Genomic DNA, 20,515 nt, shown 5'->3' with positions numbered 1-20,515 from the left:
AAGTCTGTAAAGTTACCAGGTGGGTTCGCACGGTGCCGAGACTGTCACTACCGTACCAGCGCCTGGTGGGCTGTTGATTTCGAGTTCCCCACCGATGCTGTGCATCCGTTCCCTGAGTCCCGCCAGACCCGATCCCGCAGCAATATCGACTCCACCGGAGCCTTCATCGCGCACCTGGGCCCAGACCCCAACGGCCCCACAACGCAATTCAATCCGGGCTTGGTTTACTTCCGCATGCTTGGCAACATTTGTCAGTGCTTCCGAGACGGAAAAGTAGATTGCCGCGGCCGTGGGTGAAGACAATAAGGAATCCTCGCCCGTTGCAGTGAATTCGATGCGCAGCGGGGAGCGTGCGGCGAGTTCTTCAACTGCGACTTTCAAGCCGAAATCGCTGAGTTCTCGGGGATGGATGTCACGCACCGTTTGTCGCAGGCGTTCTAACGCATGCTCGGCTTGCTCTCTTGCATTCGTGGCCTGAATGGCCAGGGAGCTTTCTTCCCGGGCCAAGGCCGCGGCCTCCAACATTCCCAGTCGCATTACGACCGCCATAAGTTCTTGTTGCGCCCCATCGTGAAGATCGCGTTCGATTCGTTGGCGTTCGGCTTCGAATGCTTGAGTCAATGAGGCCCGACTGCTGCCTAATTTCTCGAGTTTGGCGATCAAATCTTGCTCCGAGGAACTAAGGAACGCCTTGAGGCAGGCATCGCGTAGCCACGAAATTGCGGTCAGGATGACCACGGTTACGACCCCGAGAAGTAGACCTACCGGTACCGCGAGCCAGGCCTGTTGCGTACTGCCCGGCTTGAATGGTCCAACCATTGCTTCGATCCCAAAGGCCCAGAGCACCGGATTGAAAATGAGCACCGAGGTGCTGATGAATCCGAAGAACGAGACGATCAAGGAAATGGCGCACAATACAAGCGCGGTAAGAAAGATGGGCAGGTCAGTGCGCCACAGCGCCCAAACTCCTAGGCGATCCCGGATCCACGATCTCCAGCTTTGCCCAACCGGGCGCAGCGGCATGGCCTGGGCACCGCAAAATTGGGCACGATGTCGGTCGGCCTCGGCTACGGCGATTGCTGAAATTGGCAGGACGAGCACGCCGGCGAGTAGCACCGGAAAAGCCGCACCCGCAATGATCTCCGTGAGCACACGACGGCCCGAATGAAAGTGCGGCATTCACTCATCCTATCGACAAGCTCCCTTACTGAATGTAGAGCTAGCTCTACCGCCCTCGGGAGCTAATACCCGTGCCCTGACCCTAAAAACAGCGTTAGATAAGAACATGCCACAAAACTTTAAGTCACTGACCCCGTGTATAAGTTTGCGCGGGGTCAATATGGGGTTTCCCTCACCCGGACGTCGCCGGGAGACCACTCAAGTCCTTCACGACATCAGCTTGGACATTCCCGAGGGGCGCCTCACCGCGATCGTGGGACCTTCCGGCTCGGGCAAATCCACGCTGCTTCTGTGTGCTGCGGGACTTGAACAAGCAACCTCCGGGTCCGTCAAGGTTCTCGGCACCAACATCCTGGAACTGAACCCCCGTGAGCTCGCCGCGTTTCGCAGCGAAAACATTGGCTTCGTCTTTCAGGAATACAATCTCGTCAGCTCGCTGAGCGTCGAAGACAACATCGCACTTCCGGCACGATTGGCGGGCCACCGAATCCCACGCGCCACCGTCGCTGAGGCCATGAGCCGACTTGGCATCAGCAAGCTTGCCCGTCGCCGACCCGACCGTTTATCGGGAGGTGAACGTCAACGCGTAGCCATCGCACGGGTGGTGGCAAATCAGCCGCGGATTGTTTTCGCTGACGAGCCAACCGGTGCACTGGATCTCAAGTCCGGCCATGTCGTGCTTGACTGGCTGCAGGCATTGCCTGCCCAAGGGACATCGGTGCTGATGGTCACCCATGATCCCCACGCCGCAGCCCGCGCCGACCATGTGGTGGTTTTGGGCTCGGGCCGGGTACACCGGATACTCCCGGGTGGAGATGCCCAGGCAGTGGGCGAAGCTGTACTCGCAGCTCAAGCCGAGGACGAAACAGTTGGATCCGGCTCATGATCCGTTTGGTCCTTGCCGATATTCGCATGCAGGCGTCCATGTGGTTGTGGGCGCTACTGTGCGCAGTTGTTGGTGCTGCATGCGTCGCTGGCTCCCTCATTGCCATGTTCACGTCTATTTCTGCCGCTCAAAGCGCCGGCGATTCACGAGTAGTCTCGGCTTCAATTGCGCTGGGGGGAAATATAGTTTTCTTCACGGTGATTGCCGCCATGGGGATCATTTCTTCAACCGTCGGGCTGACCTTGACAACTCAACGCAGGGAGCACGCGCTGTGGGTGATCTTGGGGATTCCGCGCCATCGGGTCAAAGCAATTCTTCGCATCGAGCTCATAGTGTTGGGGCTTGTCGCCGGCACGCTGGCCATTGCGCCGGCGTATCTGGTCGCTGGCATCACGCTTAAACAATGGGCCGTAACCGGGCTCGATCTGAACAACGCCTCCGTGGCATTCCACGCATGGCATGTTTGTATTAGTCTGCTCGCCGGGATCATCCCTTGTGTGCTCGGTGGCTGGGGCGTGAGCGCAAGGGCTGCACGAACACCCGAAATGCGCGCTTTCCGTGACGCAACCGATTCAGCCGCCAAGCCCGGGATCGCACGCAGCATCTTCGCACTGTGTCTCCTTGCCGGTGTCGTTGGCATGTGGATTCCCGGGCTCGGACTGGAGCTCGTTGGTGGCTTGGCTCAACGAACTGCATTCGCCTTCGCCGGGAATTTGTTCCTTATTTGCCTCCTGCTTCTCATGGGTCCTTGGGTACTCACGCCCCTGATGAAGCTGTGGACCGCTTTGGTACCCTCGCGAAACGTGGCATGGCATCTGGCCGTGCAGTCGTGCCGAGCCCGTGCCGCACGAAGTGTCACCACCGTCCTGCCTTTCGCGCTCTCCCTTTCCCTCGTGGGGCTTTTCATCGTGATGGGAAACGTGATGCCAAACAGCACCGCAGGGATGGGGGATGTCTTGGTCGTTCTGGGCTGGGTCTTCGTCGTGGCCTGGGTCGGTGGTCTGGCAGTTATCGCTTTGGTGGGAAAGGAGCGAGGACGTGACTCGGCATTGATCAGCGTCGCCGGCGCCGGCCCCGGCGTCATTGCGCAATCAGCAATCCTTGAAGGCGTCATCTACGCCGGCACTGCCATAGCCTTCGGCGCGCTCACGCTCACCATCACCGGCTTCACCATCGCCGCAGGTGCCCGCATCGATGCCTTGAGCCTATTTGCAGGGATCCCATGGATCATACTTGGCACTCTTGCCCTGGCAACGCTCGTCACGACCTGCCTAGCCCTGGCAATCCAATCCGCACTAGCCACGCGAACTATCGCCGTACGAGCTCTTCGCACTTGAACCCCTCCATTGCGCGATGTTCAATGGCGAGCACGGTGTCGCAAACCATAACTCATCTCAAAAAACCACCCCCAAGATTCGTTTCACGAACTCATAGATCCAAAGGACCACACACATGACTAATCGATACCGAGCCCTGACCGCAATCCTCGCGGCCTGCACCATCGCACTGACCGCCACCGCGTGCAGCAGCGGTGATGATCTCGCCAATGCGCCCAAGGATTCAAAGACCTTCGAATTCACTGGCACGATTCTCACGGTTCAGTCCAATGCCGCGGAGCTAGAGCTTGTTCCGGCGGATATTGACGAGATCCAAGTGGAACGACAAATCAGTGGCTCTGTCAATGGCAACGCCCCCGCCTCGGACTGGGACATCGCAGGAAACAAGCTGACGCTTACGGCTGACTGCGCAGGGGTCTCTATCGGCTGCAAGGCCCGCTACTTAGTCAAGGTGCCCCGAAACACCGTGATCAGTGCCGAAAACACCAACGGCTCGATCAAGGCTTCCGAAATCAGCACAGATCTTATGGCAACTACGGGCAAGGGAGATATCCAGTTGAATAACTTCAGCGGCCAGAAGCTTGAATTGATCAGTGACAATGGAAATATCTCCGGAGACGGTGTCTTGGCACCTTCCGTGAATGCTACCTCGGAGAATGGTGACATTCAGTTAAGCTTCGGTGCCGTACCGGAGAACCTCGGAGTGAAAAGTAAGGACGGAAACGTCAAACTAGCCCTTCCTGAATCGGATTACCGGGTGGACACGAGGACAAAGAGTGGCAAGGTGACCGTAGCCGTCGCCGAATCCAGCGCGAGCCAGCATGCCATTGCGGTGGAGACTCGCAACGGTGACATCTCCATCAAGAGCGGCAAGTAAAGTTCACCCGCCCCTACCCCCCCTCCGCCTGTCCCGAAACTTCACCGCGCAGGCGGAGGGGGGGTAGGGGCGATGTCCATCCTCTTATAAGGGTGATCGTCAGCTCTTACACGATGCGAACCGTGGCTTAAGCGGATTACTGGGTTCCTGAGGAGCCCGGGAAGATGATTCACGAGGGAACGATTTTGTACTATGACGCATCCCCACCCGGACTGTCCGTAGAGGGTTTCGCTAGCGGGCGTATCAATCGAATCAAAAAGCTTTGATGGTTGTGCACTTGTCGTGACCCTATGCACATACCCTTCTTCTCAGCAGAAACTATTTGTCCCGCGGGGGCATCGGGACTTGTCATGTTCGAAGCAAGATTCCTCTGGTCAGAGTCGAAACTCTTAGCGATACTTGCCGCACCGTTCATTCTGAACCCCGGCACGTGGCCGTCTGTGAAAGATTGCTCATCTGACGACTAACCGCGAATATTGTCTTGCAATATTGCAGAGTATTGTGCGACAACATTAAGTATGGCGCTGATTTGGACACCCAGTGCGGCAAAGCATGGAATCGCACGAGAAGATGCGTTGCCTGCAATCTTGAACTACCAATATCGCGTCGAAGAATTCGATGAACCTCGAGCGGGTTCATCGGGCCGTCCTGACCTCTTTATTGGGAAAACCCGCGCTGCTTCCATGGTCCTGGAAGTCATGGCGGTCATTACCCCACCGGACGGTTTCGTTATCTTCCATGTCTTGAAGGCTAGAGATAAAATTCTGCACATTGCCGAAAAGGAGGCAAATGATGAGCACCAAGAAGGCCGCGGGCAGCCACGCAGACATGACTGCGCCAAACCAGCCAACTGACTACGAAGCACTTGCGACCTGGGCAGAAAATGCTGAGGTTTCCCCCAACGCACGCCTCACTAAGGCATCAGGGCCAGAAGCCGGGATGGCTCTCTTGGAAGCCGCCATGGGATCGTCTACAGCCGTGCGACGTGCTGTAGGTAAACCGTCTTTGAGCGAAAAGGGATCTTCGCCTTCTCGCTCCGTACGGTTGCCAGCAGACATGGATGCCCAGCTGGTAACCTTTGCCCAGCAGGCTCACATGAAGCCAAGCGAAGTCATTCGGCGGGCACTGAGTGAGTATCTGGCCAAGTCCTCATGATCTTCCTCCCGCGGAATGGGAACCGTGGAGTTGCCTTGTAGAAATGACAATCAGTTCACGGTCATGTGCGGAACGACGACGACCTGCACCGCATCTTCATAGATGACTCGCCCGGGATCCTCGCTGATCAGTCTTACAAACTGCACATCATGCCGCCTCAGCATTTCCAAGTACGGTTCGATGCGTTCAAGCAAATGCGTGGCGGTGTCCTTGAACCATGCCGCCGCTTGCGGGTTTACCTGCGGATCATAGACACTGGGATTTGAATCGGACGGATCAGGGTAGGCCAAATTGAACCAGTCGTTTCCAGCCCTCCAAGCGGTCCGTTCTTCGTCGTTCAGTTTTCCTCCGTGAGCGAGCCCGTTGGCAAGCCCAAATACACCGGTATGGAGCCCCTGGCGGTTGGGGACGTGCGCTTGGTACCGAACAAACACCTAGTTACCTCGATTTCTCTTATTCGCCTAAGTGGGGTCCTCTCAGACAATCAGATCCAGAAACCAAATGGCTGTGGTGAAACACAACTACTGACCAAGGTCCAGTCAGAAGCGACAGCCTTGCTTTGGCCGTCCCATTGAAGAATCCACCTACGGGACCGCCCACACGTCGTCCACCATTACTCCGCGATAGAAACAAACGCCGGTAGCTTCGTGAACTAGACCGCGCTGTTGAAGATCAGGGCTGGCGCTGCTATCTCCAGAGTTTCGAGCTTGTGCATGGCCTCAATGAAATGATCGGTCCGTGTGTGCGCGTCTAAATGCTCCTGCGAGAGCCACCGTTCCGCAAGCATGAGTTCACAACGATCATCACGAAGCTGAAGGAGCTCGTAGCTCACGCACCCGGGCTCTTTTAGGGTCGCGGCGACCAATACTTCGTAGACGGTGATGACCTCTTCGAGATTCTCGGCCGCAACCGAAGATCCCACCAAAACACTGATCATTCTTCTCCTACGTTCAAGGAAGTTAAGGGATGATGGCTGGTACATTCAGCCTTGCACAAGGCTACCAATAATGAAGTTGCCCCGATTGCATCTAGTGAGGTGTTCCTACCTCATCGATTTGGCCCGCCAAGAGAATTCTGTCCCGCAGAGCCTTCCCCCGTGCGGACGGGCAAGCACGGTGCAGTCGACTTCGAGTAGGCGATTAGCTGTGTAGGCGCTTTCACCTATAAACCGCGCTCCTGCTCAATCATTCTGTTCCCGTGGGGAAACACCCCAACAAGGCCAACGGCTCAGAATCAAATCCTTGATCGAGCCCGACCTCGCACGGGTGTTTCCCCGCGCCCACCATCGTTAGAGCTCCGGTAGCAAGAGCCAGCACGTCGGTGGAAGATCTCTAGGTGGCGTAGGAACTGGTGTTTGCCGCCGAGAGATTGTCCTTGATCCAATCCGAAGTCAACTGCAGCCCTTCGGAGAGGGTCACTTGTGGTTCCCATCCGGTGAGCCGACGAACCTCGGTATTATCCGAAATCAGGCGGTGCACTTCGCTTTTCTCCGGGCGGATCCGGGCTTCCTCCACCAAGATCCGGGCGTTGCTTCCGGAAACCTCGATAAGCTTTTCCACCAGTGCACCGATGGCGATCTCGTTTCCGGTTCCCAGGTTCAAGACCTGCCCGTTGGTTTCTCGCGATGCTCCGATTGCCATGAAACCCCGGGCGGTATCGGTGGCAAAGGTGAAGTCCCTGGTGGGGGTGAGCGAACCGAGACGGATTTCCTTTGCGCCGCCGTGCAGCTGCTGTAGCACCGAGGGAATGATGGCCCGCGCCGATTGTCGTGGTCCGAAGGTGTTGAACGGGCGGCAGATGGCGACCTCGGCTTCGAAGCTGTTCCAGTAGGACTGAACCAGCATGTCGGCGGCGATCTTCGAAGCCGAATACGGGGATTGTGGTTGAAGCGGGTGGACTTCATCGATTGGCGCGTACCTAGCCGTTCCATAGACCTCTGAGGTGGAGGTGTGGATCATCCTGCTGTTGAAGCGTCGGCACGCCATCAGGACATTGTGCGTTCCCGTGACGTTTGTCTGCACATATGCTTCGGGTGCCGTGTAGCTGTAGGGGATGCCGATCAGCGCGGCCAAGTGGAAGACATGGGAAGTGCCCTCCACCGCATCGAGCACACAGCCGCTGTCGCGGATGTCACCGGTGAGCAATGTGACCTGCGGGTGCTCCTGGTATGCGGCGAGGAAGCCCTTTTCCGCGTAGGGCTTGTAGTGGGTGAAAGCGCGCACATGTGCTCCTGCTTCCACGAGGAGATCTACCAGGTGTGAGCCGATAAATCCTTCGGCACCGGTCACCAGGACCGTACGGTTCTCAAAGGCCTTGGAGTAGTTGCTGTTGTTCATGGAGTTCTACTTTCGGTTGGAATGGTTCTTGATGAGGCTCAGTGCCCAGGTGGCCATATTTTGTGCTGCATGGCGGTGTTCGTCGGTTGAAGCCCGGGCCGACAGTGACCGAAGTGCTTCGGGTACCGAGAGTAGGTCGTCAATCAGGAGGGCCAGGTTTTTCCCGTCAATCTCGGCGTCCGCGACCATCACGGCAGCACCTTTGGCCACCATGGCTTCGGCGTTGTGTCTTTGGTGGTCATCGGCCGCCCACGGGTACGGGACCAAGATCGATGGCACGGCGTTTTGCGAGAGCTCGGCGATGGAGGCGGCCCCCGCCCGGCTGACGAATAGGTCGGCGGATTCATAGGCGTCGGTCATGTCTTCAATGTGCGCTATCAGATGCACCTTGGCTCCGGCGGGAAGAGCCGCAAGTTTTTCCGTTGCCCTATCGAAGTCCTTGCCACCGGTTTTAATCAAGAAGACGGTGTCGTCGGCCGTGATGCAATTTGAGGCCGCTTCCAGTGCCGCATTCGTGAGATTGACGGCACCGGCGCTTCCTCCGCTGACAACAATTAATCGGTCACTGGATCGCAACCCCAGACGATCCCGGAGTGGGTCGCGGCCACTTAGGGTGGCGGCCGGTGCGAGGTCTCGGATCGGCAGTCCGACGACTCGAACATCGTGCTGGGCACCTCGATTGCGTTCTTCGACCTCGGCGAATACCACTCCGAGGTTCTTGGTAAACGAGAGCGCAAATTTATTGGCCTTGCCAGGTATCGCGTTTGACTCGTGCAGCAACCGGGGAATGCCCGCGAACCGGGCCCCAAGCACCGCCGGCATGCTGGGGTAGCCGCCCATACCGATCACCAGATCCACCCGTTCCCGTCGAAATTTCACGGCACTTTTGACCGCGGAGGAGAGCAGGATGAAGGGAACCAGGAATCGCTTCCAGCCTTCCTGGCGGCTAAAGGGAATGACCTTGACCGGGGCAAAGTCATACCCGTTCCGGGGGATGAGCTCAGATTCCATGCCGCGAGTGGTCCCCGAGAACGTGATCCTGAGGTTCGGGTCAAGTGCACGCAGCTGATCCGCGATAGCCAAGGCTGGGTAGATGTGGCCACCGGTTCCGCCTGCCGCCATGACGACATGGATCGGCTGGCCGGATTCTGGTGGGTCGGTGAATTGATTCATGCTCATAGCTTGGCGACCAAATATTAAGAGTTTCTTAAATCGGCCTCGCTAAGCTGGGGGTTATGCAGAAACCGACAGTAGTGATGATTGTTGACGACGACGCAAGCGTGCGAAGTTCAACTAAGGCGTTGTTGGAAGCAGAGGGGTATGGCGTTCATACGGCCACCGACGGGCTTGATGCACTCAATCAGTTGAAGGATACCGACATTGATTTGCTCGTCGTGGATGTCACTATGCCGGTGATGGATGGTCTGGCGTTCTGCCGGGTATTCCGCGTAACAGGTTCCAGAACGCCGATATTGTTGTTGACCGCACGCTCGGAGATTGAAGACTGCGTTGCGGGCCTCGACGCGGGCGCCGATGATTACCTGACAAAGCCCTTTGACGCGCAGGTCCTCACCGCGCGGTTGCGTGCCCTGGGCCGTCGTTTGCCGCCGGTCATAGGTCCGCCTGCAGGGCTACGTCTGGACGAATCCACCTACACCCTTGAACGCGGTTTGCGGGTGATGAGCCTGAGCCGGACGGAGTTCGCCATCATCTCGGTGCTCGCGGAAAACCACGATACAGCCCTCTCACGAGCCCAGATCGGCGACGCCGTCTGGGGATACGATCTGGGGCCAGCTTCCAACACCATCGAGGTCTATATCAGTAGCCTGCGCCAAAAGCTTGAGGCGGACGGCTCACCGCGCATCATCAAGACCATCCGCGGTGTCGGTTACATGCTGAGTGAAAAGTGACGCTTCGGACCCGGATCGCGTTGGCGGTTGCCGCGGCCGTCGCCTTGGTGTCGGTGGTGCTTGCCGGTGGGGTCTATTGGCTGGCCTCCCATGAGATCCGGACAAACCAGGATGTCGCCCTTCAACGCGAATCGGCCAGGGTACTGGAGAACTACTATGCCACCGGGAAACTCGACGAAACCGAGGCCTGCAAATGGTTGACCTCACCAGCCTGCGCCGTGATCATCAGTCCAGATGGCACCCAGGAAAGTGCGGCAGGACCGAATTCCACGATGGTGCTCAACGACCAGATCCGCGACGCCGCCCGCGGAACCTCGCCGCGCTTCTTGAACACCCAGTCCTCGGAGGGAACGAAGCTCAGGGTCTATGTCAGGGAGCTCCCGGGCGAACGCGCGCTGGCGGTTGGGATGCGGGATGACCGCGTCCAAACGAGCGTGGAGCGGCTGGCCTGGTTCCTGACATTTCTCTGTTTGGGTGCCACCCTCGCGGGTGCAGGGGCCGGCTACCTGCTGGCCCGCCGGGGCATGAAACCCATCCAACGGCTGACTCGGAACGCCGAGGAAGTGGCGCGAACCAAAGACCCTACGGCGATCATCGATGTCACAAGAACTGATGAAGTGGGACAGCTGGCACTAGCGTTTGCCTCAATGCTGGGGGAACTCAAGCAATCACAGGAGCAACAAAAACAGCTCATCGCCGATGCATCCCATGAGTTGCGGACTCCGCTGACATCGCTACGCTCTAATGTTTCACTGTTGCGGCAACAACCACTATTTAATGATGAGATCTTCGTGGCCATCGATAACGAGGTGCTCTCCATGCAATCGACCGTGGAAGACATCATTGATTTGGCCCGGGGAGAGGACTCACTCTTCTTCACCGAAGGAATCCTGCTGGCCGAACTAGTACGGCATTGCTTAGAACTTGCCCGGCAACGCTTCCCCGACATCAGTTGGTCGCTCGAGATCTTGCCGGAGGCTGAGTTGTTCGATATTGACGGTGACCGAGCACTGCTGAGCCGTGCCATGGGGAATCTGCTTGAAAATGCGGGGAAATACACTCCGGGTAACGGTCGGGTGGATGTAGGACTTCGACTGGTTGGTGATGTCTTGAAATTGACGGTTTCAGATTCCGGGCCCGGAATAGCCCAAGAGGATCTCAAACGCGTGTTTGAACGTTTCTATCGTGCGCCAGACGCAAGGAAAACCGTGGGGTCGGGGCTGGGCCTTGCCATGGTGAAAGCGACTGCGCTACTTCACCATGGAGAAGTTGAAGCGATTTCGAGTACTTCGGGTTCTACGTTCGTGATAAGCATCCCGCGGTTCCTTTACTCGGATGTGCACTAAGACCGGATTGCCGCCGAACATGGTTTATCGCGCATCGGTGTCGCGCAAGACGATCCTGTTTCGGATGGAAGACCAGAGGTGCTTCTACGATGAGAGCCAAAGCGTTTATATTTGGATCGGTCAGTCAACGTGAGGAAAACGAGCACCCCGTTTACCAGCCGAGACTGGTCAAAAGACATTCTTGATACCATTTCAATGCGATCGGACCCTAGATAACGATTGGTTGCCAGCGAGATTTAGCATCAAATCCCGGCGATATACTCACGCAGGCCTGGGATAGCGAAGTCAATCAGTCCACGACCGGCAGGCTGGATAAGCCCAGCGTCGATGAGCCTAGCGCGATAGTTGCCAATGGTATTTTTTGCGTCTCCAAGTCGCCTACCGATCTCAGCAGTGTTTGACGGCCCAGTATCTTCAGACATTGCCTGCAAGAATTCGACATCTTTGGGCGATGCCGTGGCCAATGCCGCAGCTAGCACTACGCGAGTGTTTTTTCGATGCGCGGCAGCTAAAGCTAGATCAACGCCAGCCTCTGTCAGTGGAGTTTCTTTTGATTCTGCTACTTGCCATAAGTGGTATCCCACCAGTTGGATGAGGAATGGGTATCCTCCGGTGGACTTGGCTGCTTTCCGAATAAGTTTCGGAGAAATTGGGTGTTCGAGGCTTGCGAAAGTTTCTTGGTACGAATCCTCAACTTCGCGGATTGCCGTGGCATGCAAGTCGATTCGATCGGCTCTGCGGAGGAACGTTGCTACACCTTCATTGAGTAGATCGGATACTGCGGCAGGCAAACCGGCAAACAACAGGGCAATCGGCAGCCCTTGACGGATAAAGTGCTGAACGAAGGCGGCAAGCTGTGCAAGCTCATCGCGGTTGGCACCGTGAATCTCATCGAGGGTGATAACCAGCCCGGTGCGCTTCTCATCCAGTAACTGCAAGAGCTGTTCGCCTATTTGCCGCCAGCCCAATTGCTGTTCCGGAGGCAGCTGTGAAGTGATCGAGAAGCCGGCGGCTCCGATGCCGGTAATTCTCCGGCCTTTCGGCCCGTCACCGAGCTCTTCGGTTGCTGAGCGCATGGCTTCACCGATTCGGCCCATGAAACCTGTCGTTGCAGTCTCTGAGACCACCATCCATCCTCGAGCGCGCGCGATATCTTCGGCTTCTCCGAGCATGACGGTCTTGCCGATGCCTCGGGCTCCGGTAAAAATGGTGAGCAAGCCAGGGGCCCCGGAGCGGATCTGCAGACCATAGGAGAACTCGTCCAATAGTCCGCTTCGGCCGATGAGCTGTGGTGGCTCGGCTCCTGCTGTAGGACGGAAAGGATTCTGAGTTACTTGCTGACTGGTCACGACTTCTCCTGTGAATAGCTATGTACTCAGTGTACCTCTGTGTACCTTGTGTACTTCTGTGTACAAGGTGAGTAATGGTGTACTTACCGGTTCCATAAGTGAGGTTTGCTAGATAGCTCCAAGGGAGCGCTGACGCGGACAGAAAGGGCCGGTTGGAAGATTTTGCTCGAGGCATCCAGATAGAGTCAGACAGATCAGTTTCGGACGGTTATCCCAATGGCTTTGGGGGCTGAGGATAGCTCGGCCCCGTGCACATGACGTTGGCGAATACCCACGATCTAGATGTATTCCCAAGGCCAAGCGAAGCTCAGTAACCAGGTCTCATCCGAAGTTACTGGGGGGATATCTCGCCCGCTACCTATCTACCGTTCGCTTGAGGGGCCCAGAATGCTAGGACTAACAGAGTAAATCTGGTCGAGCCGACCCTCAGATGGGTCGGAACCGTAGGGCTGATACTCCCGAGCGGAAATCACGGCGATCCACGAGCTCGAGGCGAATGCGCTCGCGCAAACCGTGCAGCAACGAGGGCCCGTGTCCGGCGAGGACTGGTTGTACGAGGAATACATACTCGTCAATTAACCCCAGATCTGCCAAGGCCAGGGGGAGCGTCACACCACCTACGAAGAGCCCTTTACCGGGTAGTTGTTTGAGCCGTTCAACCGCTGGCCCTAACTTTCCTTGCACCAGCTCGGCGTTCCAATCGGCATCGTTCAACGTGCTGGACACGACGTACTTCTTCGCCCGATCTATGGTCTCGGCAAATGGGATCTCCCACTCAGACATCCAATCGGGCCATCTACCGGTGGGCGGCTTCCGCCATGCCGATTCCATCATCGAATAGGTTGTACGACCGAATAGCAGTGCATCTGCCCGCGCGAGTTCTGCGGTCCAATAGCTCATCGATTCCTCGTCCGGAGGAAGGCCCGCCTCGTGATGGCAACAGCCATCGAGCGTGATATTGATGGAATACCTCAGTTGTCGCATCTTCTTGTTCTCCCGTCGAAGTGCGCGGCGCGGCGGTGCATATTCGTCGCAGGTCCAGCACCAGCTTTGAGCAATATTCGATTCCACTTCAGTATCTCCGCTTGGCGTGCGCGCTGTAAACGGTAGTTTCAGGAGTGCTTGAGCCTCAGTCGTAGCAAAGAGCCCTCTACCTGACGCACAAACGTAGGGGGGTAGGGCAATCTTCTGGGATATCATGATCCGGCACCACGGGGGGCGCTACGACGGATGTCTATCCAAGCGTGGCTTCAAAAATCCTTGCGGCCGTGATGGGCAGATCCTTGCTGACTACTACCCACGGATCCGTGTTGTCGTGATGTCACCAGCAGGACCGGTGAGTATTCTTGCCGGTGAGCTACTGCCGCTTGCCTATGACTACAACTCCGAGCAGCACTAGTTTCGAATCAAGACTCGACGACTAATCCATGCACGATCCTATGGACGCCAGTATGAAGTGGTTGTAGAAATTTTGAGCAGACCGGAGCGTTCCAATATCGGCCGAGAAAATTCGGATGATTCACTATGCGCGAGGGTCTTGCCTTGGGCAATGGCCGATTGGGCTCGGGCAGCTGTCAGTGCCCGGTAGATTCCGCGTCCACGGTAGGGACTGAGCATGGCACCACCCCAGAAGCCCGCGAAGTCACTGTCTGGCACGGGTTCAAGGCGCCCACAGCCAACAATCTTCCCATCGGTTTCCGCCACCCAAAGCTCCATCCCGTCCTTCCGCGCCAAACGCTCCAGCATGGCATCGGCGGTGCGCAAATCGGTAGGCTCACCAAATGCCTCATCAGCCATGGCGCATGCGGCTCTTACATCTTCCTCAGACGTGACTTTCCGTAGCGTCACGTCCTCGGGTTCCGGGACATTGGTGCATAGTCCTTCTAACTGACCAACCATGATGGATTCTTGCGCACCGGGGGAGAACCCCTGCTGTAGCAAAGCCTCGATGAGCCCTGGCGTCATATCGTGCTGGCGAACCTTCCATAAGATCTTGGAGATCTCTGGATCGGTACCAAAATACTCGATGGCTCCGGTCACCAAACTAGACATGCCCTGAGATACGGTGTTGCTCAAATCCCGGTAGCTAACAAATCCGAGACCACCGGCAAATGTGGATAGACGTAGCTGACCGAGTCGTGTCATACGCAGTGCTGCCGGTGTTTCGGCATCAGTTCGTAGCTGTTCATCGTAGGCGCGGAGGTATTGCTTCCGGAGTGTCATTTCTGGAGCTTCTCAGGACTGTCAATTAGGTGCAAGAGCGTTCGAAAGCGGAGTTTCCTAGTGCCGGTGTATCTCCAAGCCTCTGAATGTTCGCATGGACCGAAAACAGGGTTCGCAATGAACCGACTTCCGTAAAGAGTTAACGTGACGAATTATTGGCAGTGGACCACTGTCTGATTGCAGAACGGCCAGAAGGAACGCTACGACCTTCTATCGGACCCCTCAGCGATCCAACGCGACGTTCAAAGTAAAAGCAACGATGAGGCTCAGAATGACGATCAGCTTTGGACTCATGTGATTAAGCGCGTCAGAACAACGGCTCCGAGGACAAACAGGAGCGCCCAATTACCTGCCTTTGACGACACCTTATGCGCAACCCGATGACAGACCCAGGCAGCGGTTTTGAATCCAGAAGATACTCCGCGCTCGCCATGTTCGTAGGTTGGGTGCCTACTTATGGTGCAATGTCTGTTGAAGACGACTGTGATGCCGGGTGTTCGGGCATTTCCGGGTATAGCTCGGGCGGCAGGCCAATGGTGAATCCGTCATCACGGACCCAATTGCCGTCCACTTTGAGCCAGTGAGCTTCGTCCTGGCTGCCGTCCGTCAAATGGACGGTCAGGTGGCTTCCAAACTGTTCACCAACCATTACGGTTACATTTTCTGGGGTTATACCGCGTTCGGCCAGCATCTTGCGCGTATTTGTAACCATCGAATCGTCCAGAGTTCCTCCAGGGAAAGGACTTGTAACGCGGCATACTCCATCTCGATCCGCGTCATAGGCGGCGGTCACCAGTCCCTTGCCGGCTTGTTCCATGGAATCTACTGGTTTGCGACCGTCGCAGGTATCGCCCGAGTAATCTCGGAACACGGAACACCCTGCTAAGAGACCGGCACATAACACTAGGCCGACTGCACCAATTCCAACCGACTTGTACTTATCCAATAAACTCATGCCCCACCGTTTACGTTCGATCGTCCAGATCATTGTCGCAGAGCCGCAAACTTTTTACCTCACAACCTTCGATACCTGACCTTACTTACTTCATCATTTGTTGGGGATCTTCACATGAGCGTTCTGATTTCTTCCTGTGTCTAAGTATTCCTGCGCACAAGTGGGGGAACGTTCTCTCTTGCAGGCCATTTTGCCTTAGAGCCGTGGACATCGAGAGTCTTGGCAAGCAGGTAGGTGAGGACTAACGTTGAGGTCAACACGTCATTCGATAGCTGTTGGAGATGGACTAGCGGGGTCGAACTTCGCTAAGACCCGAACCCAACTGCAGATCACGGAACTGCGTCATGCCGGTTGTTTCGGCGGTGGCAGTATTCGAAACAGAGTGGGGGAGCAGGCCAGACGATGCCCTACGGCTGGTACAGAGGTCGGGAGGATAACGTGAACAAGTTTGATCTGCGCCCGGACGCGAGCGGTGGTTTCGATTTTATGGTTGACGGCAAGTTCGTCAGGGAGATGGTTTTTGCTGATGAGGATCTAATACACCAGAACATCACGTTGTTGCGTCGTGGAATCTTTGACGGTGCAATACAAGAACAGCTAAGCGCTCTGAAGGGCGAGTTACCGGGAAAGTTCTTTCCGGAAAGGGTCTGGCTCTATTTTTGTCCGCAGTGCTACGACGAAGGCTGCGGCGGAGTCAGCGTAAATATCCACGTCGGAGTCGAACACGTGGTGTGGAGCGATTTCCGCTACGACGGCGAAGCAGACACTGTTGAGGAATCACAGTGGTTCGAGGAAGAAGACTCCGTCAAGGGTGTTGGACCATTTACTTTTGACCGAGCCGAGTACGAAGCTGCCCTCAACCGAACGGCTGATCAACTGAGTCGTGCCGGGGCGGCTTTCTGGCGTAGCACTGCCGAACTGGATCAAGTAAGCCTCGGATTGGAGCATCTGGTTTCTCGACGGAAACAACGAAAATCTCCGCTGGATCCGAAAGAAGGATTGCAGTGGACCATCGATGGCCGCCCACTGTGGAAGATCCTGGACGAAGCGGGGGAGAAAACAACGAGCCAGATCTGCACTATGCAATCTAGTCTGAGAAATTCCGTGGTTCAGGAACAGGACGGAGACTTCGTTGAGCAAGGCAGAAATATCATCCGGATCCTGCTGGGTGAAGAACTAGGGAACGAAGTTTCTCACCGGGTGCCACTGTTCGTTGGTGCCAGCCTTGATATTCTGAGCGGGGCTATCACCACCTGCGTTCAGCGCCATGAACAAAACGTCATCTGGAGTGATTTTAGGATCCACAGAGCAGGGTCAAGTGGTGATGTCCTTCGTTATAGTCCCGGCCTGATCTTTACTTTCAACCGCCAGCAGCACGATGCTGTGCTCAAGCGAATTCTAGAAAGCGTTTAGTTTCTAGGCGCGGCAATTCTCAGCGAGCTTTAGTGTACTGATAGATCCAGCACTGTGCCAAAACGGCTACCTCGTTGTCATCGAATTACGCGACCAGTGGTTTTCGTGCCGCTGCTTTGGCTTTGGTCATCACCGTGATGAAGGTTCCGAGTAGGAGCAAGACTGCGATTCCGCTTGCTATGTATAGCGGTGCTTCCAAGGCAAACGCCGCCTCGGAATTCCAGTCGTAGTAGGTATCGCCCACCGACATCATGTTGCTGAAAGAGGCAAAGAAATATGCGGGTGTACCCAACATGATGATGGCGGCCCACAGCGATACGCCTGCCCAAGCAGGCAAGGGGGATTTGCGAAATAGCATGAGGGCGCCCCAGCCAAGCGCAAGAAGGGTGCCTAATATTGCAAAGATTATTCCGGGTGTGGTGCTGTAGGGCTGATTTGCTGCCTGTATATCGGCGATCGCCGTTGCAATGGGAACTTGGCTTGCTGCGGCCACTGCCCAGTTGCTCATCAGCATTGCTCCGAAAACACCGTAGGCAATGATGATTATGACACCGAGGCCGGTTAGAAATATCCGCATTAAGAAAGGCTAGCAGTGGCGGCCTTGAAGTTTCCTAGTGGGGGGGATTGAGCGCGAGCCGACTAATCGGTTCTCATTGCAGGTATCCACCTGGTCACCTAGCTTGCTGGTCATTACCCAACCAGCAGGTGTCCTATGTAGGGACTCATTCTGTGTCAGGCCATGAACCCTGTTCACAGCGCAGTACTCCCATCAAACTCATACTTTCCGCGTACCCAAGCATGCTCTCGTTGATGTCCCTCTACTACGAAGCCCGCCTTTTTATAGGCGCGGATTGCCCTGAGATTCGAGGCAATGCATTGGAGATGAACGCGGAGTAAGTTACAATGCACGAAGGCAAATTCAATCATCTGTGAGATGGCGGCCGTTCCGATTCCTCTGCCTCGAGCCTCGGGAGCCAGAACAATGCCGATTTCGGCGTGACGAGCAAGATCGTCGAACTCGAAAAGTGAAATGCTGCCCACCGCAATACCTGCCACATCGATCACGAAGCGTACATTTTTGCTCGTGGTATCCGTATTCGCCCGGGTGAAGCTGGTCATGAAAGTATCCTTGGCCAGTGGCGCCGGAGAAGCGGGGCTGCGCTCTTCCCAGGTATTCAAATCGGCCGCGATGTGAAACAAGATTTCGGTGTCGGCTTCGGTGACGGCTCGAAGGGTGAATGCTGGTGGGTTGGACATGCTCAGGAGCGTACCAACCGATACCAATGATCCGATAGGGGCGGGCAGGGCGCAGTGGCACTTAATCGGTGATCTACCGAGGGCATATTTTTTGAGTGTTCAAAGCATGCATGAAAGCTAAGGATAGTTTTTTGAAGTGGGAGCGCTAGAGACTAAAAACCACGAAACCCGGTGGCTTGGAACACACTCTGCGAGGCCCTGCACTTCAATCTCTCACAGCGAACAGCGCTCACAGCAACTTCCAAGAATGCCGGAATCATGCGGTTCCTAAGGTTCAAAGTTGGTTGTTTTTTGCCAAAAGCAGCAAAGTTGAGTCAATTGCACTCAACTTTGAATTGACAGGATTTTGCCGCCGAGTAAACTTGAGTACAGAACGCTCAACCGGCCCATCCGGAGAAAAGCGTTGGTTCATATTCCCAGCATGATAAAAGGAGTACCCTCATGTCACGTGCCGTAGGTATTGACCTCGGAACTACCAACTCTGTTGTATCCGTCCTCGAAGGTGGCGAACCAACGGTTATCGCCAACGCCGAAGGCAACCGCACCACCCCGTCGGTCGTTGCCTTCTCCAAGGGTGGCGAAGTCCTGGTTGGCGATATCGCCAAGCGCCAGGCAGTTAACAACATCGATCGCACCATCGCCTCGGTTAAGCGCCACATGGGCACCGACTGGTCGATCGCCATCGATGACAAGAACTACACCGCGCAGGAAATCTCCGCTCGTACCTTGATGAAGCTCAAGACCGACGCCGAGTCCTATCTGGGCGAAAAGGTCACCGACGCGGTCATCACCGTTCCTGCATACTTCAACGATGCAGAGCGTCAGGCCACCAAGGAAGCCGGCGAAATCGCGGGCCTGAACGTCCTACGTATTGTCAACGAGCCGACCGCAGCTGCTCTTGCCTACGGCCTGGAAAAGGGCAAGGAAGATGAGCTCATCCTAGTCTTCGACCTAGGTGGCGGCACCTTTGACGTCTCCCTGCTCGAAGTTGGCAAGGACGAAGACGACTTCTCCACCATTCAGGTACGCTCCACCGCAGGAGACAACCGCCTCGGCGGCGACGACTGGGATCAGCGCGTAGTTGACTGGCTACTGGCTCAGGCAAAGCAGAAGGGTGCGGATTTGTCCAAGGACAAAATCGCCCTGCAGCGTCTGAAGGAAGCGGCGGAGCAGGCCAAGAAGGAACTTTCCTCGGCTACCAGCACCAACATCTCGCTGCAGTACCTCTCGGTTACCCCGGAAGGCCCAGTTCACCTCGACGAGCACCTCTCACGTGCCAAGTTCCAGGAACTGACCGCCGATCTGCTCGAGCGCACCCGCAAGCCATTCATGGACGTCATCGCCGAAGCCGGCGTGAAGGTCTCGGAGATCGCACACGTGATCCTCGTGGGCGGCTCGACCCGTATGCCAGCAGTTGCCGAACTGGTCAAGGAAATGGCCGGCAAGGAAGCCAACAAGGGTGTTAACCCGGATGAGGTTGTTGCAGTTGGTGCAGCACTTCAGGCAGGCGTACTGAAGGGCGAGCGCAAGGACGTTCTGCTCATCGACGTCACCCCGCTGTCCCTGGGCATCGAAACCAAGGGTGGTGTGATGACCAAGCTGATCGAGCGCAACACCGCGATCCCGACCAAGCGTTCGGAGACCTTCACCACCGCCGAGGACAACCAGCCTTCGGTTTCCATCCAGGTCTTCCAGGGCGAGCGCGAGTTCACCCGCGATAACAAGCCGCTGGGCACCTTTGAGCTGACCGGTATTGCTCCGGCTCCGCGTGGCATCCCACAGGTTGAGGTCACCTTCGACATCGACGCCAACGGCATCGTGCACGTTTCGGCCAAGGACAAGGGCACCGGCGTTGAGCAGTCGATGACCATCACCGGTGGTTCCTCACTGTCCAAGGACGACATCGAGCGCATGGTCCGCGAAGCCGAGGAGCACGCAGCCGAGGACAAGGCCCGCCGCGAGGCAGCCGAAATCCGTAACGCGGCAGAGCAGGCAGCTTACTCGGTTGACAAGCTCATCAAGGACAACGAGGATAAGCTTCCCGAAGAGGTCAAAACCGAGGTTCAGGCCGACGTTGACGCCCTCAAGAAGGCTCTCGAGTCGCAGGACAACGATGACGAGGTCAAGGCCGCGTACGAGAAGTTGCAGGCATCGCAGTCCAAGCTGGGCGAGGCAATCTACGCCAACACCCAGACCGAGGGCGCGGCAGCCGATGGCGAGCAGGCACCTAACGCCGAAGAAGACATCGTCGACGCCGAGGTCATCGACGAAGACGAAAAGAAGTAAGGGGCG

The 20,515-nt window shown here is 56.4% G+C and carries 21 protein-coding genes; 10 read left to right on the top strand and 11 right to left on the bottom strand.

The genetic code is table 11. The features are described 5' to 3' along the window. Positions 1-12: 12 nt before the first annotated feature. On the bottom strand, positions 13-1,179 hold the full coding sequence (locus CQ018_RS03565; protein ID WP_105548553.1) for a sensor histidine kinase: 1,167 nt from the start codon (positions 1,177-1,179) through the stop codon (positions 13-15). A gap of 106 nt (positions 1,180-1,285) precedes the next feature. On the opposite strand from CQ018_RS03565, the gene CQ018_RS03560 reads away from it, so the two are divergent. The 5 genes from CQ018_RS03560 to CQ018_RS03540 all read left to right on the top strand — a co-directional run bounded on the left by CQ018_RS03560 (position 1,286) and on the right by CQ018_RS03540 (position 5,434). Further along, positions 1,286-2,065, top strand: a complete 780-nt coding sequence (locus CQ018_RS03560; protein ID WP_219843987.1) for an ABC transporter ATP-binding protein — start codon at positions 1,286-1,288, stop codon at positions 2,063-2,065. Then, entirely contained in the window at positions 2,062-3,402 is a 1,341-nt protein-coding gene (locus tag CQ018_RS03555; RefSeq protein WP_105548551.1) for an FtsX-like permease family protein, read from the top strand. Before CQ018_RS03560 ends, CQ018_RS03555 begins: the two co-directional genes overlap by 4 nt. Positions 3,403-3,517: 115 nt before the next feature. Further along, positions 3,518-4,279, top strand: a complete 762-nt coding sequence (locus tag CQ018_RS03550) for a DUF4097 family beta strand repeat-containing protein (RefSeq protein WP_105548550.1) — start codon at positions 3,518-3,520, stop codon at positions 4,277-4,279. 518 nt (positions 4,280-4,797) lie between these two features. Beyond that, on the top strand, positions 4,798-5,133 hold the full coding sequence (locus CQ018_RS03545) for a hypothetical protein (protein WP_181149702.1): 336 nt from the start codon (positions 4,798-4,800) through the stop codon (positions 5,131-5,133). After that, on the top strand, positions 5,108-5,434 hold the full coding sequence (locus tag CQ018_RS03540; RefSeq protein ID WP_105548549.1) for a CopG family transcriptional regulator: 327 nt from the start codon (positions 5,108-5,110) through the stop codon (positions 5,432-5,434). The genes CQ018_RS03545 and CQ018_RS03540 overlap by 26 nt, the downstream gene beginning before the upstream one ends. Before the next feature lie 50 nt (positions 5,435-5,484). On the opposite strand, the gene CQ018_RS03535 is transcribed toward CQ018_RS03540, so the two are convergent. The 4 genes from CQ018_RS03535 to CQ018_RS03520 all read right to left on the bottom strand — a co-directional run bounded on the left by CQ018_RS03535 (position 5,485) and on the right by CQ018_RS03520 (position 8,943). Further along, entirely contained in the window at positions 5,485-5,868 is a 384-nt protein-coding gene (locus CQ018_RS03535) for a hypothetical protein (RefSeq protein WP_105548548.1), read from the bottom strand. 218 nt (positions 5,869-6,086) lie between these two features. Further along, the gene (locus tag CQ018_RS03530) at positions 6,087-6,371 is read right to left on the bottom strand and encodes a putative quinol monooxygenase (protein WP_105548547.1); all 285 of its coding nucleotides are present in this window, start codon (positions 6,369-6,371) and stop codon (positions 6,087-6,089) included. A 394-nt stretch (positions 6,372-6,765) separates the two neighbouring features. Continuing rightward, entirely contained in the window at positions 6,766-7,770 is a 1,005-nt protein-coding gene (locus CQ018_RS03525; RefSeq protein ID WP_105548546.1) for an SDR family NAD(P)-dependent oxidoreductase, read from the bottom strand. A gap of 6 nt (positions 7,771-7,776) precedes the next feature. Next, on the bottom strand, positions 7,777-8,943 hold the full coding sequence (locus CQ018_RS03520; protein WP_181149701.1) for a glycosyltransferase: 1,167 nt from the start codon (positions 8,941-8,943) through the stop codon (positions 7,777-7,779). A gap of 62 nt (positions 8,944-9,005) precedes the next feature. Between CQ018_RS03520 and CQ018_RS03515 the strand changes: the two genes are divergently transcribed. Together CQ018_RS03515 and CQ018_RS03510 are read left to right on the top strand one after the other, a co-directional pair. Then, positions 9,006-9,680 (top strand): response regulator transcription factor, encoded by a 675-nt coding sequence (locus tag CQ018_RS03515; protein WP_105548544.1) that lies wholly within the window; start codon positions 9,006-9,008, stop codon positions 9,678-9,680. Further along, a complete protein-coding gene (locus CQ018_RS03510) occupies positions 9,677-11,026 on the top strand; it encodes a cell wall metabolism sensor histidine kinase WalK (RefSeq protein WP_105548543.1) in 1,350 nt (449 codons plus the stop codon). Before CQ018_RS03515 ends, CQ018_RS03510 begins: the two co-directional genes overlap by 4 nt. A gap of 242 nt (positions 11,027-11,268) precedes the next feature. On the opposite strand, the gene CQ018_RS03505 is transcribed toward CQ018_RS03510, so the two are convergent. Continuing rightward, complete coding sequence (locus CQ018_RS03505; protein WP_105548542.1) at positions 11,269-12,375, bottom strand: ATP-binding protein; 1,107 nt, start codon at positions 12,373-12,375, stop codon at positions 11,269-11,271. Between the two features lie 426 nt (positions 12,376-12,801). Further along, on the bottom strand, positions 12,802-13,359 hold the full coding sequence (locus tag CQ018_RS03500; protein WP_105548703.1) for a dihydrofolate reductase family protein: 558 nt from the start codon (positions 13,357-13,359) through the stop codon (positions 12,802-12,804). Between the two features lie 214 nt (positions 13,360-13,573). Here CQ018_RS03500 and CQ018_RS03495 point away from each other — a divergent pair, with 214 nt between their 5' ends. Then, positions 13,574-13,774: a hypothetical protein gene (locus CQ018_RS03495; RefSeq protein WP_105548541.1), complete on the top strand. Its 201-nt coding sequence runs from the start codon at positions 13,574-13,576 to the stop codon at positions 13,772-13,774. A gap of 38 nt (positions 13,775-13,812) precedes the next feature. On the opposite strand, the gene CQ018_RS03490 is transcribed toward CQ018_RS03495, so the two are convergent. Beyond that, entirely contained in the window at positions 13,813-14,598 is a 786-nt protein-coding gene (locus CQ018_RS03490) for a GNAT family N-acetyltransferase (protein ID WP_105548540.1), read from the bottom strand. A 454-nt stretch (positions 14,599-15,052) separates the two neighbouring features. Then, the gene (locus CQ018_RS03485; protein WP_105548539.1) at positions 15,053-15,553 is read right to left on the bottom strand and encodes a hypothetical protein; all 501 of its coding nucleotides are present in this window, start codon (positions 15,551-15,553) and stop codon (positions 15,053-15,055) included. 438 nt (positions 15,554-15,991) lie between these two features. On the opposite strand from CQ018_RS03485, the gene CQ018_RS03480 reads away from it, so the two are divergent. Then, positions 15,992-16,966, top strand: a complete 975-nt coding sequence (locus tag CQ018_RS03480) for a hypothetical protein (RefSeq protein WP_146111809.1) — start codon at positions 15,992-15,994, stop codon at positions 16,964-16,966. Between the two features lie 85 nt (positions 16,967-17,051). Here CQ018_RS03480 and CQ018_RS03475 read toward each other — a convergent pair whose 3' ends face one another. Continuing rightward, positions 17,052-17,543, bottom strand: a complete 492-nt coding sequence (locus tag CQ018_RS03475; RefSeq protein ID WP_105548537.1) for a hypothetical protein — start codon at positions 17,541-17,543, stop codon at positions 17,052-17,054. A 173-nt stretch (positions 17,544-17,716) separates the two neighbouring features. Beyond that, a complete protein-coding gene (locus CQ018_RS03470; protein ID WP_105548536.1) occupies positions 17,717-18,223 on the bottom strand; it encodes a GNAT family N-acetyltransferase in 507 nt (168 codons plus the stop codon). A gap of 441 nt (positions 18,224-18,664) precedes the next feature. On the opposite strand from CQ018_RS03470, the gene dnaK reads away from it, so the two are divergent. After that, positions 18,665-20,509, top strand: coding sequence for a molecular chaperone DnaK (dnaK, locus tag CQ018_RS03465; RefSeq protein ID WP_105548535.1), 1,845 nt, complete (start codon positions 18,665-18,667; stop codon positions 20,507-20,509). Positions 20,510-20,515 lie beyond the last annotated feature (6 nt).

Origin of the sequence: Arthrobacter sp. MYb227 (genome assembly GCF_002975435.1) — a bacterium.
Classification (GTDB): domain Bacteria; phylum Actinomycetota; class Actinomycetes; order Actinomycetales; family Micrococcaceae; genus Paeniglutamicibacter.
The sequence above is the reverse complement of the archived record's forward strand: the minus strand, read 5'-3'. Positions and strand labels throughout refer to the sequence as shown.